Consider the following 16361-nt stretch of genomic DNA (forward strand, 5'->3'; position numbering starts at 1 on the left):
ATGTCAATGGAAAAGCCCCGCTCCTGAAAGGGAACGGGGCTTTTTACATGGGCCGCCCTGATCAGTGTTCGGACGGGCGGCGGAATTCTCCTGCACCCGCACGGGCGCCGAGAGAGGTGGGGACCGACCCGATGTCGGCCCCCGGCACGCTGCACTGCATCAATCAGTTGTGAAAAAGCGGTTTCTCGGGATTGTGCCGATGCCTAGCTCATGTAGGCGTTCAGCTGGTAGAAAAAGGTAACGGTCACGCCAATGGCCACGACCATGAATGCCACGAGGCTGCGTCCATCAAGCATATGCCCTCCTTGTTCCTGTCTGTTCTGGTTGATTCGCGTCGTTTTCGGCGCGTTGATACAGGTATATCAACAGGCGTGCCAAACTTTTTCTGCAATGAAAACGAACTGTTGAATGACAGGTGATTCGAGAAGGACTGTCTCGATGAGACAGAGGTGTGAGACAGTTGAGACGGTTGAGACGAAAGTGTCAGCGGCGGAACATGCGGAACGCGATCAATGCGGCCAGAGACCAGACCGCCACGCCCGTGAGCCCGGAAAATCCGCCGAGCAGGGGATTGGCATCAGGAAAGAGCCACGGCCAGATGCCGTAGCCCTGAGCATTGGCTGCACCGTGCATCCATGCCGCGACAAGCACGGAATTCCAGCGCAGTCGGCATTCTCCGAGCAGGGCGCCGAATGCGGTGCAGAGCAGACACATCATGCCGATACCGGCCACGGGATGGCCCGGGTAGTTGAAGCCCATCATGATGAGCGGGGCGTGCCATAGTCCCCAGATCACGCCGAGCAGAGTATAGGCCCGGAATCTGCCCAGATGCAGGAGACGGGGCAGCAGGAAGCCGCGCCAGCCCAGTTCCTCTCCCAGCGCGAATACGGCGTTCACGGGCGTGCCCACCACGATGCTCATGGGCAGCATGATCAGGAAGATGTCCCGCAGGGACGGAGCTGCAGCTCCCGTGGCCGTTGTCAGCCCGGACATGGCCGTGTCCGGTTCGGCCAGCCCGATCAGCCATGTCAGTCCGTACATGGCTGCACACAGTGCCGGAATCAGCAGGAGCATGTCCGCGTAGGCGCGCCACGGTCCGAAACGCAGTCCCAATTCGCGCCAGTCTCTTTTTTCCACGAACACGTGCACGCCGAGGGCGGCCAGCCCGGGAATCCACATGATGCCGAGAATCCAGAGCATGGGCACCGTGCCGATGATCTGTCCGTCCAAACGCAGGCCCGAGGCCGCAAGCCAGGCTTCCGCCGCAAAGGTGGGGATGAATGCCGCAGCCAGAAACCAGACAATGGAAGCCCGGTTTCCGGCGCGGTCGGCATGGTGTGCGTGTTGCGTCATGCAGGCCAGATACCGCAAAGCGCGGCAATGGAAAAGGGGATCGCGTCTATTTGGCGTCCGTCCACAGGCTGGTTATCTCGAAGGTGCGTCCGTCCACCAGTCCCAGATCGGTGAGCTTGAGTTCCGGTATGACGGGCAGGGCCAGAAACGAGAGCATGGCGAACGGGTTGGGGAACGGGAAGTCTCCGAGTTCGGCATGGATTTTCCTGAGCAGGGAATCCAGATCCCGGGCCACTTCCTCCATGGGCCTGTTGGACATGAGCCCGGCGATGGGCAGGGGCAGGCAGGAGATGACCTTGCGGTCCAGCACCGCGCAGAATCCGCCGCCTGTTGCCATGGCCCGGTTCGCGGCTTCGAGCATGTCCGCGTCGCTGGCGCCCGCGATGATCAGGTTGTGGGAGTCGTGGGCCACGGTGGAGGCAATGGCCCCTCGCTTCAGGCCGAGGCCCTGCACGAAGCCCAGCCCGATGTTGCCGGTGTCGTTATGACGTTCCAGCACCGCGAGCTTGGCAATGTCGCGGTCCGGATCCGCCTCGGCCAGTCCGTTGCGGATGGTCGCGGGCATGGTCAGATGGCTCGTCACGAGCTGGCCCGGTTCCACGCCGATCACGCGCATGGTTTCGCCTTGGGCCGGGATGCGGAACGCGGTGTCCTCGACAGGTTCCATGTTCATGGTATTGCCCGGGTCCGTGGTCCCGGAGATGAAATCCTGATCCGGGGACAGGGGGTGGCCGCCGAGATGCACGTCTGCGACCCGGAATTCCGCCAGATCGTCCACCAGAAAGAAGTCCGCGCGAAAGCCCGGGGCAATGGCGCCGTGCCGCACCGGGCCGCGATCCAGCCCGAAATGGCGCGCCGTGTTCAGGGAGGCCATCTGAATGGCCCGGACCGGAGGAATGCCCCGGCCCACGGCCAGACGCACCTTGTGGTCCATGTGCCCGTGGTCGAGCAGGTCCGGGGCAAGCTGGTCGTCGGAGACCAGAGACATTTCCCGGCTGTTCTCGCTGGTCACGATCGGGGCAAGGTCTTCCAGATTGTGTTCGGTGGTGCCTTCGCGGATCATGACATGCATGCCCAGCCGCAGCTTTTCCAGCGCCTCTTCGGGCGTGGTGGATTCGTGATCGCTGTGCGGGCCGGCCATGACATAGGCGGCCAGATCGCGGCCAGTGACCAGGGGCGCATGGCCGTCGATGGGCCTGCCCTGCGAGGCAAGGAGCTTGTCCAGCACGTCCGGGTCGCAGTTCAGCACGCCTGGGAAATTCATCATTTCGGCCAGTCCCAGAATGCGGTCCGGATATTCGGCGAGTAGGGCGCGGATGTCGTCCGGACCGATGGTTGCGCCGCTGTGTTCCAGATGCGTGGCCGGGACGCAGGAGGGCATCATGAAATACACGGCCACCGGGAGTCCGGCAGAGGAATCCGCCATGTAGCGCACGCCGTCCGCGCCGAGTACGTTGGCGATTTCATGCGGGTCCGCAACCACGGCGGACGTGCCGCGTGCGGCCACGGCCCGGGCAAACCGGGGCGGGGAGAGCAGGGACGATTCAATGTGGATGTGCCCGTCGATCAGCCCCGGGCAGAGGTATCTGCCCTCGGCGTTCAGGGTGCGTCTGGCCTCGTAGTTTCCGAATCCGAGAAACACGCCGTCCGCCACGGCCACATCGGTCGCGTGGATTTCCCCGGAAATGACATTGACCACTCTGGCTCCGGTGATGAGCAGGTCGGCCGGTTCGATTCCTCTGGCCAACCTGATGCGGCGGGTCAGGGTCTCTCTGGATAATGGCATCCATTTCTCCTTGCTGGATTTTCTGCATTTACCACTTCACACGGGACCCGGCACCGGGTCAAGCGTTCTACGGAATCCGGTTCGATTTTTGTTGACAAACCCGTCACGGTCCTTATTTGTTTCCCTCGGAGCCGATGTTCATGAAAGCTGTATTCATCCTTGCCGTCACCCTTGTTTTCGCGCTTGCGCCCGACCTTGCCCTGGCCTGGGGGCCGGGCGTGCATCTTGCGCTGGGCAATTCCGTGCTCGCCGGAGCCGGGGCGCTGCCGCCGCTGGTGGCGAGCCTGCTGCTCAGGAACAGAAGCGCGTTTCTGTACGGCTGCCTGAGCGCGGACATCTTCATCGGCAAGGGGTGCAGCGTGCATCCCGGGCACAGCCACAACTGGTGCACCGGGTTCAAGCTCCTGCGCACTGCGTCCACACCGCTGGTGCGAGCCTATGCCTATGGCTACCTCAGCCATCTGGCCGCCGATGTCGTGGCCCACAACTACTATGTGCCCAACGCCCTGTGGCACATGCCCTCCGGCGGCAGGATTTCCCATGTCTACGTGGAGGCACAGGCCGACCGCCGGTTCGAGACCGAACACGAGCGCGCTCTGGCCCTGTTCCGCAAATCCAACAAGGTTGCGGACGGGTCCCTGCTCACGGCCATGGACAGACGCAAGCTGCCGTTTCTGGTCAAGAAGCAGATCGTCAAGGGCAGCCTCAAGCTGTTCAGCCGCAAGACATGGGGCTCCTCTCTGGATCTGGCGGATCGCATTCTGCCGTGGTCCGCGGACTCCCGGCCCCTGAACGCCATGCTTGCCCTGTCCCGCAACGTGGTGTTCGACATGCTTTCCTCGCCCGAGAATTCCCCGGCCGTTTCCTTTGATCCCATCGGCAGTCGCAACCTGCGGCGTGTGCGCGTCCTGCGCATGGCCGGAAGCCGGGCGCATGGCGGCGACCTGTTTGTTGCGCCGTCGAGCCTGACCACGCTTCCCGTGGCGAGAGCCGACAATCCCGGGAAAATCCGGACCATTCCCGCCTGATTCACGAAAGCCTTTCTTTTTCCCGTTTCTTTCTGCTAGGCTGTAGCATGATCAGCCTGTACGCAACCTCAACACTTTTTGCAGAGTGAAACGGTACGTTTACATCATCCCCGTACTTGTTGCCGCGGCATTGGCCTTTGCGGTGTTCAGTGCGGACGACATCCTGAAGCAGAGCGACAGGCAGAGCCAAAGGCTCGCCGTGTATCATGCGCTGTCCTCCCTGCAGAGCGGGCTGGAAAACGCCATCAGTTCCAAGGTGCTGCTGCTCAAGGCCGTTCAGGCCTATGTAGCGAACAATCCGGAACTGACGCAGGACGAGTTCGCGACCCTGAGCCGTGCCCTGCTCGCGGACACGAGCGGAGTCCGATATCTGGAACTGGCCAGAAACAACAGCATTTCGCATGTGTATCCGGACACCGACCGCGACATGGTGCTCGGACTTCGGCTGTTCGAGGACCTGCCCCAGCCTTTTCGTGCCACGGCTCGGAAGGCGCTGGACGCAGGACAGGTGCGGATTACCGCGCCGTACAGACTGATCGAAGGCGGTTCGGCCATCATTGCCCTGGCTCCGGTCATGCTGTCGGGAAGGGATGCCTCGGGACTGCGGACTCATTGGGGATTTGCCGCCGTGCTCATCGATGACAAGGCGCTGTTTCGGCAGGCCGGGCTGATGGACACCTCTCCCGGGCTGCTTCTGGGGTTGCGCGGGCCGGGCAACGACGCGGACGACACCGTGCTGCTGACCGGCGAGGACGTGTTCCGCATGAGTCCGGTGGTGACCAATATCCGCATACCGGGCGGCTCTTGGCAGCTTGCCGCAGTGCCCCGGACCGGCTGGAGTCCATCCGCGAAACGGCCTGTCTTCCTGATTGTCGGGCTGTTCGTGTCCCTGCTGATGACCGGGCTTGTCTGGGCCGCGATATTCTTTGTGCGCGGACGGCTCAAGGTCCGCGAGGAGTATCGGTATCTGGTGGAGAACGCCAAGAGCGTGATCCTGCGCATCGATCTGGAGGGGGGGATAACCTTCTGCAACGAATACGCCTCGGAGTTCTTCGGCCATAGGCATGGCTCGCTGATCGGCAGGCACATCATCGGCACCCTGATCCCGGAAAAGACCCCGGACGGGGAGAGCATGAAGCGGTACATCAACCGGCTTCTTCGCAATCCTTCGGCCCATCCGTTCAACGAGACCCTGTGCACCCGGAAGAACGGGGAGCTTGTCTGGGTGGCCTGGGCCAACCGGGCCGTGAACGATGCGGACGGCAACATGGTGGAGCTGCTTTCCGTGGGTACGGACATCACGGACCGGCGGATCATGGAGGAGGCCCTGCGCAGCAGCGCCCGCCAGTACCGCATGCTTGCCGAGAACATCACGGACGTGATCTGGGGGCTGGACCCGGAATTCAACGTCACCTACATCAGCCCGTCCGACGAGCAGCTGCGAGGCTTCGTCCGTTCCGAAGTGCTGGGCAGGCCCGTGTTCGACTTCATGGCCCCGGTATCGGCCCGGGCGTTCAGGGCCGTGCTCGAGGATATTTCCGCTGCACATCCGTCCGGGCGCGTTCCGGCGCGGACTCTGGACATGGAGATGCTCTGTCGCGACGGAGCCACGGTCTGGGTGGAGACCCGGGTTGTGGCCCTGCGCAACGAGTCCGGCGATCTCGTGGGGGTTCAGGGAGTGAGTCGGGACATCACCGACCGCAAGCTGGCCGAGGAACTGCGTGAGGACGTGGAGCGCATCACCCGGCACGATCTCAAGGCCCCGCTCGGCGCAGTGCTCGGTCTGCCCGGGGAAATCCGGCAGGCAGGTCCGCTGAGCGCGGCTCAGGACGCCATGCTTGCCACCATCGAGGGCGCCGGGCAGGACATGATGCAGCTCATCACCGGGTCGCTCGATCTCTACAAGATGGAACGGGGCACGTACGGGCTGCGTCCCGCGCCAGTGGATGCGCTCAGGGTGCTGGACCGCATCGTGAACGAGAACCGGGCCGTGATTCGCGCCAAGGGCGTGAACGTGGGCATGGATGTGGTCACGGGCGGCGATTCCTTTCCCGTGATCGCCGAGGAGCGGCTGTTTCGGTCCATGCTTGCCAACCTGATGCTCAACGCGCTCACTGCGTCGCCCGAGGGCGGCACCCTGAGCGTGGAGCTGGCGCAGGGGGACGACATTGCCATCACCATCCGCAATCAGGGCGAGGTGCCTGCCGACCTGCGCGAAACCTTTTTCGACAAGTATTCCCGTGCGCCCTGGTCCCACGGGATCGGGCTGGGCACGTATTCGGCCCGGCTCATCGCCAGAACGCACGGCGGTGATATCGGCGTGGACACCTCGGTGCCGGGGGAAACGTCCGTGACAGTGACCCTTCCGCTCATGCCGCCTTCGGACTAGCTTTCCCCGCAGGAAAAAGGAAAACGGCCCTGTGCAGTGGTGCGCAGGGCCGTTTTTTCGTCATTGGGCAAAAGGCGGCTACAGGGCCCAGCCTTCGCCGTGCGGACCGCAGGACAGCACGCGGCAGCCTTTGGCCGTGATGGCGATGTCGTGCTCGAAATGCGCGGAGGGCTTGCCGTCGCGCGTGCAGATGGTCCAGTGGTCGGACAGGCGCACAATGTTGCGCTTGCCCGCGTTGACCATGGGTTCCACGGCCAGAACCATGCCTTCGTGCAGGCGGAAGTCGGGCAGGCCGCGGGTATGGTAGTTGGGCACGGCGGGTTCTTCCCACATTTCCGTACCGATGCCGTGCCCCACGAGTTCCTCGACCACGGAGAATCCGTTGTGACGGGCATGGGAAGCCATGTTCCGGGCAATGGTGCTCCACATCACACCGGGCTTCATTTCCCGGATGGCGATGCGCAGGCATTCCTCGGTCACCTTGAGCAGCTTTGCCTTTTCCTCGTCCACTTCGTCCACGGCGTGGGAGCAGGCGCAGTCCGCGCACCAGCCGTTGAGCCGCAGCCCGATGTCCAGGGAAACGAGGTCGCCCTTTTCCAGCGGTCTGTCATTGGGAATGCCGTGCACGATCTGTTCGTTCACGGATGCGCACACCGCGGCCGGAAACGGGGTGATGTCTCCTGGCACGCCCTTGAAGAGCGGCTCCGCGTTGTGTCCTTCGATGAAATCTTCCACTGCCTGATTGATCTGCGCGGTGCTCACGCCCGGCTCGACCATTTCCCGCGCAACCTGATGGGTTTCCCACAGCAGCTTGCCGGCTTCGCGCATGAGCGCGATCTGATCCTTGTTTTTTATGGTCATTCCAGCTCTCCGGAGCGGTTTGATGGTGTCATGAACAGGTATCCGCCCTGTTTCTGCACGTCCGTACTAGTCCCGCAGCCAAGGCGTGTCAAACCATTCCAGGGTTTGACTTGAAAGCGCAAGGGAGGATTTCAGGTCCGCATCTCCGGTTGAGCAAGTGTGCGGATAAGGATATGTTGCTTCCCTCATGTCGAAAAATATGCAAGCAGTTTCCGCGGAAGACAGAACCGATCTGACCGCGCGTCCCATTCCCGAACTGGTCCGGCAGGTGGCACTTCCGGCCAGCGTGGGATATTTTTTTCACACCATGTACAATGTGGTGGATACCTGGTGGGCCGGGCGGATTCACACCGAAGCCGTGGCCGCGCTGGCATTGGCCCTGCCCGTGATCTTCATGATCACGTCCGTGGGCAGCGGCATTGCCACCGGCTCCACCGCGCTCATGGGCACGGCTCTCGGCGCGAAGGACAGGGAGCAGGCTTCGCTCGTGGCCGTGCAGACCATGAGTTTCGGGCTGGTGACCAGCGTTCTGCTGGCATGGCTCGGCCTGACCTTTTCCCCGGACATCTTCCGGTTTCTCGGAGCCGAAGGCCAGTATCTGGAAACCTGTCTGGCCTACATGAATCCCTTGTTCGCCTGCTGCGCCACCATCCTGTTCATCTATCTGTTCAATGCCGTGCTTCAGTCCCGTGGCGACACCAGGAGCTTTCGCAACATGCTGATTCTCGGCGCATTGCTCAACGTGGCGCTGGACCCGTGGTTCATTCACGGCGGGTTCGGACTCCCGGCCATGGGCATTGCGGGCGTGGCATGGTCCACGGTGCTCATTCAGGCCGTGGGCTGCGTGTATCTCGGGATCAAGGCGCGTCGCACCGGGCTGCTGTGCACGAACAGGGGCCGCAACCTGATTCCCCATCCCCGGCTCTATGCCGAGATTGCGCGACAGGGCTTTCCGGCCAGCCTGAATTTCATCACCATGGCGCTGGGCGTGATCGTGATTCTCCGCTTCATCAGCGATTTCGGGGCCGAGGCTTCGGCCGCCTACGGCGTGGCAACGCGCATCGAGCAGATCGTGCTCCTGCCCACCATCGGCCTGAACGTGGCCGCCCTGACCATCACGGCCCAGAATTTCGGGGCCTGCCACATGGAACGCGTGCGCGAGCTGTTTTTCACCAATCTCAAGTACGGGGCGTGGCTGCTACTGCCCTGTGCCCTGCCCGTGTTCCTGCTGGCCGAACCGCTCATGGCCACGTTCACGGACAGTGCCCGGGTCACGGCCATCGGCGCGCAATACCTGCGCATCGCCGCGTTCGTGCTCTATGCCTACGTGATCATTTTCGTGTCCACATCCGCGTTGCAGGGCATGAAGCGGCCCATGTTCGCCATCTGGATGGGCGTGTCCCGCCAGATCATTGCGCCGGGCCTGCTTTTCTACTTCTTTACCAAGGTGCTGGGATTCGGCCTGCTGGCCGTGTGGTGGTCCATTGCCATCGTGGTCTGGGCTTCGGCTTTCGTGGCCTTCTGGTACGCGCGTCGCACCTTTTACCGCATCGAATGCGGCGAGGATTTCTAGCGCGGCTTCTGCTGTTGCAGACAGGTGCAGCTGGGGAAGAATCCGTACCGGGCATAGAAGTCGAACGTTTCCTCGTTGCCTGCAACCACGGTGATGCTTTTCGTCGTGGCTCCGGCTTTCTCCAGCCAGTTCAGGGCGCGGGTCATGAGTTCGTGCCCCAGACCGCGCTTTCGGGCTTCGGGATGCACGAACAGGGATGCCACCTCGCCCGAGCCGTCGTTTCCGAGTACGACCACGCAATAGCCCTCATCCCGGCCGGTTGTCGTGTTGCGGGCCATCCACAGACGCAATTTCCCGTTTCCCGCCTGCTTCAGGAGGTGTTGCCTGCGCGTGGCAAACGCCAATTGTTCGAAGCGTTCGCGAAAGCGTGTGGACCTCTCGGCGTGATGCCGATTCAGCATTTCCCATAACGGCTGGATGCGATCCAGTGCCTCGGCTCCGTATTCCTCGTATTCGATCATGGTTCCTCCGAAAAAAAGGGCCGTCGATTTCTCGGCGGCCCTTGTTGATTCCGTGATGCGTCACGCTGCTAGAACGTGACCTTGCGCGCGGCATCCAGCGTGCGTTCCAGATCTTCGTCCGAGTGGGCAAAGGACGTGAACGTGCATTCGAATCCGGCCGGGGCCAGATTGATGCCCTGATCGCGCATCTGGTTCCAGAATTTCGCGTAGGCGTCGCAATCCGTGGTGCTGGTGTCGTTCATGTTGCGGATCGGCCTGTCCGTGAAATACATGGTGAAGGCCGAGGCCATGTGCTGGAGCGTGATGGGCTGGCCCTTGCCCCGCAGGATGTCGCAGAGTTCGGCCGTGAACTTCGTGGTGCGGGCTTCCAGCGCGTCGTAGTCGCATTCCTTGAGCCGCTTGAGCGTGGCCACGCCCGCAGCCATGGCCACCGGATTGCCGGACAGGGTTCCGGCCTGGAACACGCCGCCGCACGGGGCCATGTGTTCCATGATCTCCCGCTTGCCGCCGTAGCAGCCCACCGGGAAACCGCCGCCGATGATCTTGCCCATGGTGGTCAGGTCCGGGGTGATGCCGAACCGTGCCTGTGCGCCGCCAAGGGACATGCGGAAGCCGGTGATGACCTCGTCGAAGATCAGCAGGGCGCCGTACTGGGTGCACAGGTCGCGCAATCCCTGCAGAAATCCGGGCTGGGGCAGAACCAGTCCCATGTTGCCGGCCACCGGCTCCACGATCACGCAGGCGATCTGGTCGCCCACGGTTTCGAAGTGCTCGCGCACCTTGTCCAAATCATTGTAATGGGCCAGTAGGGTGTGCCGCACGATGTCCTCGGGCACGCCCGGGGTGCCGGGCACGGCCTGGGCAGCGGAACCGGCGGCAGCCAGAAATGCGTCATTGTGGCCGTGGTAGTTGCCGATGAACTTGACGACCTTGTCCCGGCCCGTGTAGCCGCGCGCCAGACGCAGGGCCGACATGGTGGCCTCGGTGCCCGAGGAGACCATGCGCATCATCTCGATGGACGGGACGATCTCGGCAATGAGTTCGGCCAGCTCGACCTCGCCCGCGCAGGGTGCGCCGTAGCTGGAGCCGAGGTCCACGGCCTTGTGCGCGGCCTCGTTCACGCTCGGTTCGCAGTGGCCCAGAAGCTGGGGCCCCCAGCTCAGGACGTAGTCGATGTATTTGCGGCCTTCCACGTCCCAGATGTACGCGCCCTGGGCGCGTTCGATGAAGACGGGGTCGCTGTTCACGTAGCGGCAGGCCCGGAGCGGGCTGTTCACGCCGCCGGGCATCAGGGTCTGTGCCTTGGCATACAGGGTCTTGGAATCCATGCTAATCCTCTTTGTATTTGAAATAGACCATTGAGGTTTTCTTGAGTTCCTTGAGGGAGCGCAACGTGCAGTGATCCGAAATGCCGGTTTCCCGTTCCAGTTCGGCCACCACTTCCCGGACATGGGTTTCATGCTCGCCGTGGATCATGGTGTACAGATTGTAGGTCCACTCCGGATAGGTGCGCCGGATGTAGCAGTGGCTCACCTCGGGCCGGGCCGCGCAGATTTCGCCGACCTCGTTCGCCCGTTCGTCCGGAACGCGCCACGCCACCATGGCGTTGTGGCCGTAGCCCGCCTTCTGGTGCCGGAGCGTCGCGCCGAACCTGCGGATCACGCCCGTGTCCTTGAGTCCCCGGATCAGGTCGATCACGGTCTGCTCGTCCACGCCGCACAACTCGGCAATGTCGCGGAACGGATGGGGGGAATCCGGAAGATCACCCCCGGCCAGGGCCAGAATGTTCGATTCGGTCTCGGTGAATTGCATAGCCATGGAAAAGCTCTTTACCCCCTCCCGTCCCCATACGCAACCGCCCGGGCTGGTTCGGGACGGCGATCTGCTGCGTTGCTGCGGAAACGGCAGACTCTCGCGTATTGAATATGCGCGTCGATCCTGCCGTTTTCTTGCGCCTTGCATCTCCCCATCCCGAACCAGCCCGGGAGGTGGGACGGCGATCTGCTGTGTTGCTGCGGAAACGGCAGACTCTCGCGTATTGAATATACGCGTCGATCCTGCCGTTTCCTTGCGCCTTGCATCTCACCATCCCGAACCAGCCCGGGAGGTAGGACGGCGATCTGCTGCGTTGCTGCGGAAACGGCAGACTCTTGCGTATTGAATATGCGCGTCGATCCTGCCGTTTCCTTGCGCCTTGCATCTCACCCTCCCGAACCAGCCCGGGAGGTGGGACGGCGATCTGCTGTGTTGCTGCGGAAACGGAAAATTCTCGTGTATCGGGCATACGCGTTGGTTTTGATTCCTTTTGGGGGTTTTGCCTTTCATCCTTTCGAGATATTTCGGGGTGATTATCTGCTGTGCGTGCGGGCTTGCCACCCGCCATGCTCCCGGCTATGCTTCGGGGTCAATTGCAGAAAAGGAGTTCTTGATGAAAATCAGCGTGCTGGGCGCAGGGGCATGGGGCACCGCCCTTGCCGACATGCTGGCCCGCAAGGGCACGGAAACCGTGCTCTGGGGCCGCGATGCCCGAACCGTGGAAAGCGTGAATCGCTACCATGAAAACACGTCCCGGCTGCCGGGCGTTTCGCTCTGTCCGGATCTGCGGGCCGAGTCCGATCCCGAGGTCTCCCTGAGTGGGAGCGACGTGATACTGTGCGCGATTCCGACCCAGCACATGCGTCGTGCGTTGGAGTCGTTCCGCGAATTTCTGCCCCAGAACCCCGTGCTGGTGTGCGCCAGCAAGGGTATCGAGCTGGAATCCCTTGCCCCCATGTCCCGTGTGGTGGCCGAGGCTCTGGACGGCCTGCATCCGCGTTATGCCATGCTGTCCGGTCCGTCCTTTGCCGCCGAAGTGGCGCGCGGTTTGCCCACGTCGGTTTCCCTTGGCTGCGAGGATCACGCACTTGGGCATCGGCTTCAGGCCGAGTTGTCCGCAGATCGTTTCCGCGTGTATTTCACTCCGGATTTTCGGGGCGTGGAACTGGGCGGGGCAGTCAAGAACGTCATTGCCATTGCCGCAGGGATTGCCGACGGTCTGGACTTCGGGCACGACGCCCGGGCTGCGCTCATCACGCGCGGCTTGTCCGAGATGAGCCGTCTTGGTCAGGCCATGGGCGCGCAGCAGTCCACGTTCATGGGCCTTTCCGGCATGGGCGACCTTGTCCTGACCTGCACCGGCGACCTGTCCCGCAACCGGCAGGTGGGGCTGAAGCTCGGGCGCGGCATGTCCCTTTCGCAGGCCGTGGACGAGATGGGAGCCGTGGCCGAGGGCGTGAAAACCACCCGGTCCCTGTACGAACTCGCGAAAAAGCTGGATGTGGAATTGCCCATTACCGAGCAGGCGTATAGGATATTGTACAAGGACAAGGACCCGGCCCGTGCCGTCATGGACCTCATGGGTCGCAGCCTCAAGGACGAGTAACCGCAACGCATCGGAGTTCCCATGCTCAAGCCTCTGGTACTGGCCGTCTTCTGCTGTCTTCTTCTGGCCCTCGCCGCGTGCTCCAAGCCGTGGTACAATGAACGGTACCGGGGCGACAAACCCGCCATGGAGCGGTCGTTCGACCGGGACAGTACCGAGTGCGAGCGCGTGTCCGGCGAGGAATTTCCTTTGGACCGCACCCGGCAGATTCAGCGCTACAAGGAGTGCATGATCTCCAAGGGATGGTACGAGCGAGACGCCACCATTCCGCTCAAGCGCCGCAACTAGGGCCACGATTTCGAACACGTCGTCTTTTTCGGGGGAGGCCATGCAGGATCGTCCCATACTGGTTCTCGGGTCCACGGGCTATGTGGGCGGCAGACTGGTGCCGCTGCTTCTGGAAAAGGGCTTCACGGTCCGTGCGGCCAGCCGGTCCGTGGACAAGGTCAGGGCGCGTCCGTGGGGAAAACATCCGGGCGTGCAGCCCGTGGCCGTGGACATGCATGATCCGGACAGTCTGGTCCGGGCCTGTGACGGGTGTTTCGCTGCGTTCTATCTGGTGCATTCCATGGCCGGTCCTGCCCGCGACTTTGCGGAAATGGAGCGCGATGCGGCCTACAACATGGTGTCCGCGGTCAACGCCACGGGGGTGGAGCGGGTCATCTATCTCGGCGGCCTTGGCGAGGATCGGGACGATGTGCCCCTGAGCAAGCATCTGCGCTCCCGGGCCGAGGTCGGGCGCATTCTGGGGCTGGGCAGCGCACAGGTGACCATGCTGCGTGCGGCCCAGATTCTCGGGTCCGGTTCGGCCTCGTTCGAACTCATCCGCTACCTTGCTGATCGGCTTCCAATCATGATCACTCCGAAATGGCTGAACACCCGTGCCCAGCCCATCGCCATCCGCAACGTGCTCGGCTATCTGGTCGGGTGTCTGGAAAATCCCGAGACCGCAGGTCGGTCGTTCGACATCGGCGGACCGGACGTGGTCACCTATCGCGAACTGTTCCACATGTACGGCGAGGAGGCCGGACTGCGGCGGCGCATTCTGCTGCCAGTGCCGTTTGTCTCGCCGCGCCTCTCTTCCCACTGGGTCGGATTGGTCACGCCCATCCCCGTGCATCTGGCCCGGTCCCTGATCGAAGGACTGCGCAACGAGGTGGTGTGTCAGGAAGACGCGATCCGCGACCTTGTGCCGCAGGAACTGGTTTCCTGTCGGGGCGCGATCCGGCGGGCTTTGCAGAAGATTGAACGCCATGCCGTGGACACCACCTGTTTCGACGTGGGCGGGGCCTGTCTGCCGGAATGGGCCGGGGCCGGCGACCCGGGCTATGCGGGTGGAACCGTGTACGAATTCGGGTACAAGGCCCGGCTTCAGGGCGACCCGGAAAAGGTCTGGAAGGTCGTGGAAACCATTGGCGGCAGGCAGGGCTGGTATTACGGCGACATTCTCTGGCGGCTTCGCGGCTTCATCGACAAGTTGCTGGCCGGGCCGGGACTCAGGCGCGGCAGACCTCAGCACGAGGATTCCGTGCACGTGGGCGACGCGCTGGATTTCTGGCGCATTCTGGCAGTGACCCCGGGCGAGCGGCTTCTGCTGCTGGCCGAAATGCGACTGCCCGGCGAGGCGCTGCTGGAATTCGAACTGGATTCGCACTGGGAAAACGCAGTTGAAGTGCGCATGACCGCGCGGTTTCTGCCCCACGGACTGTGGGGGCTGGCCTACTGGTGGGCCATGTATCCGTTTCACTGCCTGCTGTTTCGCAACATGCTCAAGAACATTTCCGAGGCCGCGGGCACGCACATCTACTCGCCGCCGGAACGCATCGGGAAGTCGTGAAGTCCTTTCGGGAAACCTTTTGTCTGACCGTGGATTGCGAGCCGGAAAAGGCGTGGCTGCCCGTGGTGCGCATCGGCGGGGAAACCGGCTGGCATTACGCGGATCGGCTCTGGCGGTTCCGGGCTGCTCTGGACAGGCTGTTCGGCGGCCCGGGCATGCGGCCGGGACGGCGCGATCCCGAAGAGCTGGAACCCGGCGACCCTGTCGACTTCTGGCGCGTGGTTGCGGTGCGGCCTGCGGAATTTCTGCTGCTTCGGGCCGAGGCCCGGCTTCCGGGCGAGGCATGGATGCATTTCACCCTGTCCCGGGAAAACAGTGCAACCCGGATGTGCCTGACCTCGGGATTCGTGCCGGACGGACCTGCCGGAATTCTGTACTGGTTTGCGGTCAGACCGCTGCACTCCCACATTTTTCGCAACATGCTTCTGGGCGCGGCCCGAGCCACGGGATGTGCCGTGCTGTCCGGCCCGGAGCGCAACCCTGTTTCTGACCATGTCTGCTGAATACCGGACCGATCTTCGCACCGGATACACCACCGGAACCTGTGCCTCTGCCGCCGCGCTTGCCGCGTTGCTGCAATTGCAGACCGGAAACTGTCCGGAAAGCCTGCGCGTGCCTCTGCCGCAAGGCGATCATCTGGACATTCCGATTGTCCGGTGCGAGCCGGACGGCGCAGGCGTTCGCGCCACCGTGGTCAAGGACGGGGGCGACGATCCGGATGCGACGCACGGCGCGGACATTCAGGCCGTGGTGACCGTGGAACCGGGAAGCGCGCCGCTGGAAATCCGTGTGGACGGCGGCCGGGGCGTGGGCCGGGCCACGCTGCCGGGGCTGCCCGTGGCCGTGGGCGATGCCGCCATCAACCCGGTTCCCCTGCAACAGATTCGGGAGACCGTGGCGCAGGGCGCACGGGAAATAGGACTGGAAACCGGGCACATTCTCGTGCTGGTGGAGGTGCCGAACGGCGAAGCCATTGCGCGCAGAACGCTGAATCCGCGTCTGGGCATTGTGGGCGGCATTTCCATTCTGGGCACGCAGGGCATTGTGAAGCCGTATTCCCACGACTCGTGGAAGGCGTCCATTGCCGAGGCGCTGGACGTGGCTCGGGCGCAGGGACTGGACCATGCCGTGTTCACCACGGGCCGTCGGTCCGAACGGTTGTATCAGGCGACCTTTCCCGAAACCCCGGGCCTTGCCATGATTCAGGCGGCAGACTTCTTTTCCTTTTCCATGCAGGCCGCCTTGGAGCGCGGATTCACCGAGGTTGCGTGGTCCGTGTTCTTTGGCAAGCTGGTCAAGCAGGCGCAGGGATTGCCCTACACCCACGCCCGCACCTATCCCGTGGACTTCGATCGGCTGGCCGAATGGAGCGCGCAGGCCGGTGTCGCCCCGGAACGGCTGCCGGAAATCCGGGGCGCAAACACGGCCCGGCAGGTGCTGGCCATGCTGGAGCAGGACCCGGCCCTGCCGAATCTGCTGGACAGCCTTGCCCTCATGGCGATTGGCGCAGCGGAATCCTTTGCCGACAACCGCATTCGCGTGAGCTACGCGGTGTTCGATTTCGACGACCGCCTGCTTTGTCGTTGCCCGGCGAGGCCCCGCGCGGAGATTGCATAGGTCCGGCTTGCCCTGACCCGGTGCTTTGCCGTACC

The 16361-nt window shown here is 63.1% G+C and carries 14 protein-coding genes; 8 read left to right on the forward strand and 6 right to left on the reverse strand.

Translation table 11 applies throughout. The annotated features are described in order from the left end of the window. Window positions 1-483: 483 nt before the first annotated feature. A complete protein-coding gene (locus MPN23_RS15045; protein ID WP_243545018.1) occupies window positions 484-1353 on the reverse strand; it encodes a CPBP family intramembrane glutamic endopeptidase in 870 nt (289 codons plus the stop codon). Window positions 1354-1399: 46 nt separating this feature from the next. Then, window positions 1400-3139, reverse strand: a complete 1740-nt coding sequence (gene ade, locus MPN23_RS15050) for an adenine deaminase (RefSeq protein WP_243545019.1) — start codon at window positions 3137-3139, stop codon at window positions 1400-1402. Window positions 3140-3279: 140 nt separating this feature from the next. On the opposite strand from ade, the gene MPN23_RS15055 reads away from it, so the two are divergent. Continuing rightward, a complete protein-coding gene (locus tag MPN23_RS15055; protein WP_243545020.1) occupies window positions 3280-4167 on the forward strand; it encodes a zinc dependent phospholipase C family protein in 888 nt (295 codons plus the stop codon). An 85-nt stretch (window positions 4168-4252) separates the two neighbouring features. Beyond that, window positions 4253-6556 carry a PAS domain S-box protein gene (locus MPN23_RS15060; RefSeq protein ID WP_243545021.1) on the forward strand — a complete coding sequence of 768 codons (2304 nt, stop codon included), beginning with the start codon at window positions 4253-4255 and terminating at the stop codon, window positions 6554-6556. A gap of 78 nt (window positions 6557-6634) precedes the next feature. Here MPN23_RS15060 and map read toward each other — a convergent pair whose 3' ends face one another. Beyond that, window positions 6635-7417, reverse strand: coding sequence for a type I methionyl aminopeptidase (gene map, locus MPN23_RS15065; protein WP_243545022.1), 783 nt, complete (start codon window positions 7415-7417; stop codon window positions 6635-6637). Between the two features lie 199 nt (window positions 7418-7616). Between map and MPN23_RS15070 the strand changes: the two genes are divergently transcribed. Further along, entirely contained in the window at window positions 7617-8990 is a 1374-nt protein-coding gene (locus MPN23_RS15070) for an MATE family efflux transporter (protein WP_243545023.1), read from the forward strand. Here MPN23_RS15070 and MPN23_RS15075 read toward each other — a convergent pair. From MPN23_RS15075 to ahbB, 3 genes are all read right to left on the reverse strand, one after another. Beyond that, entirely contained in the window at window positions 8987-9451 is a 465-nt protein-coding gene (locus tag MPN23_RS15075) for a GNAT family N-acetyltransferase (RefSeq protein ID WP_243545024.1), read from the reverse strand. The two genes, MPN23_RS15070 and MPN23_RS15075, sit on opposite strands and share 4 nt — an antisense overlap. Window positions 9452-9519: 68 nt before the next feature. Further along, window positions 9520-10779 (reverse strand): glutamate-1-semialdehyde 2,1-aminomutase, encoded by a 1260-nt coding sequence (hemL, locus tag MPN23_RS15080; RefSeq protein ID WP_243545025.1) that lies wholly within the window; start codon window positions 10777-10779, stop codon window positions 9520-9522. Between the two features lies 1 nt (window position 10780). After that, window positions 10781-11269, reverse strand: coding sequence for a siroheme decarboxylase subunit beta (gene ahbB, locus MPN23_RS15085; RefSeq protein ID WP_243545026.1), 489 nt, complete (start codon window positions 11267-11269; stop codon window positions 10781-10783). Between the two features lie 610 nt (window positions 11270-11879). Between ahbB and MPN23_RS15090 the strand changes: the two genes are divergently transcribed. Genes MPN23_RS15090 through cbiD form a run of 5 tightly spaced genes read left to right on the forward strand, consistent with a single transcriptional unit; the run spans window position 11880 to window position 16326 of the window. Continuing rightward, entirely contained in the window at window positions 11880-12872 is a 993-nt protein-coding gene (locus tag MPN23_RS15090; RefSeq protein WP_243545027.1) for an NAD(P)H-dependent glycerol-3-phosphate dehydrogenase, read from the forward strand. Between the two features lie 21 nt (window positions 12873-12893). Beyond that, complete coding sequence (locus MPN23_RS15095) at window positions 12894-13160, forward strand: hypothetical protein (RefSeq protein ID WP_243545028.1); 267 nt, start codon at window positions 12894-12896, stop codon at window positions 13158-13160. A 40-nt stretch (window positions 13161-13200) separates the two neighbouring features. After that, on the forward strand, window positions 13201-14709 hold the full coding sequence (locus MPN23_RS15100; RefSeq protein ID WP_243545029.1) for an SDR family oxidoreductase: 1509 nt from the start codon (window positions 13201-13203) through the stop codon (window positions 14707-14709). Further along, window positions 14706-15212 carry a DUF2867 domain-containing protein gene (locus MPN23_RS15105; RefSeq protein WP_243545030.1) on the forward strand — a complete coding sequence of 169 codons (507 nt, stop codon included), beginning with the start codon at window positions 14706-14708 and terminating at the stop codon, window positions 15210-15212. The genes MPN23_RS15100 and MPN23_RS15105 overlap by 4 nt, the downstream gene beginning before the upstream one ends. Further along, window positions 15202-16326, forward strand: coding sequence for a cobalt-precorrin-5B (C(1))-methyltransferase CbiD (gene cbiD, locus MPN23_RS15110; RefSeq protein ID WP_243545031.1), 1125 nt, complete (start codon window positions 15202-15204; stop codon window positions 16324-16326). Before MPN23_RS15105 ends, cbiD begins: the two co-directional genes overlap by 11 nt. Window positions 16327-16361: the final 35 nt, after the last annotated feature.

This window comes from Pseudodesulfovibrio tunisiensis, from assembly GCF_022809775.1.
Lineage (GTDB): Bacteria > Desulfobacterota > Desulfovibrionia > Desulfovibrionales > Desulfovibrionaceae > Pseudodesulfovibrio > Pseudodesulfovibrio tunisiensis.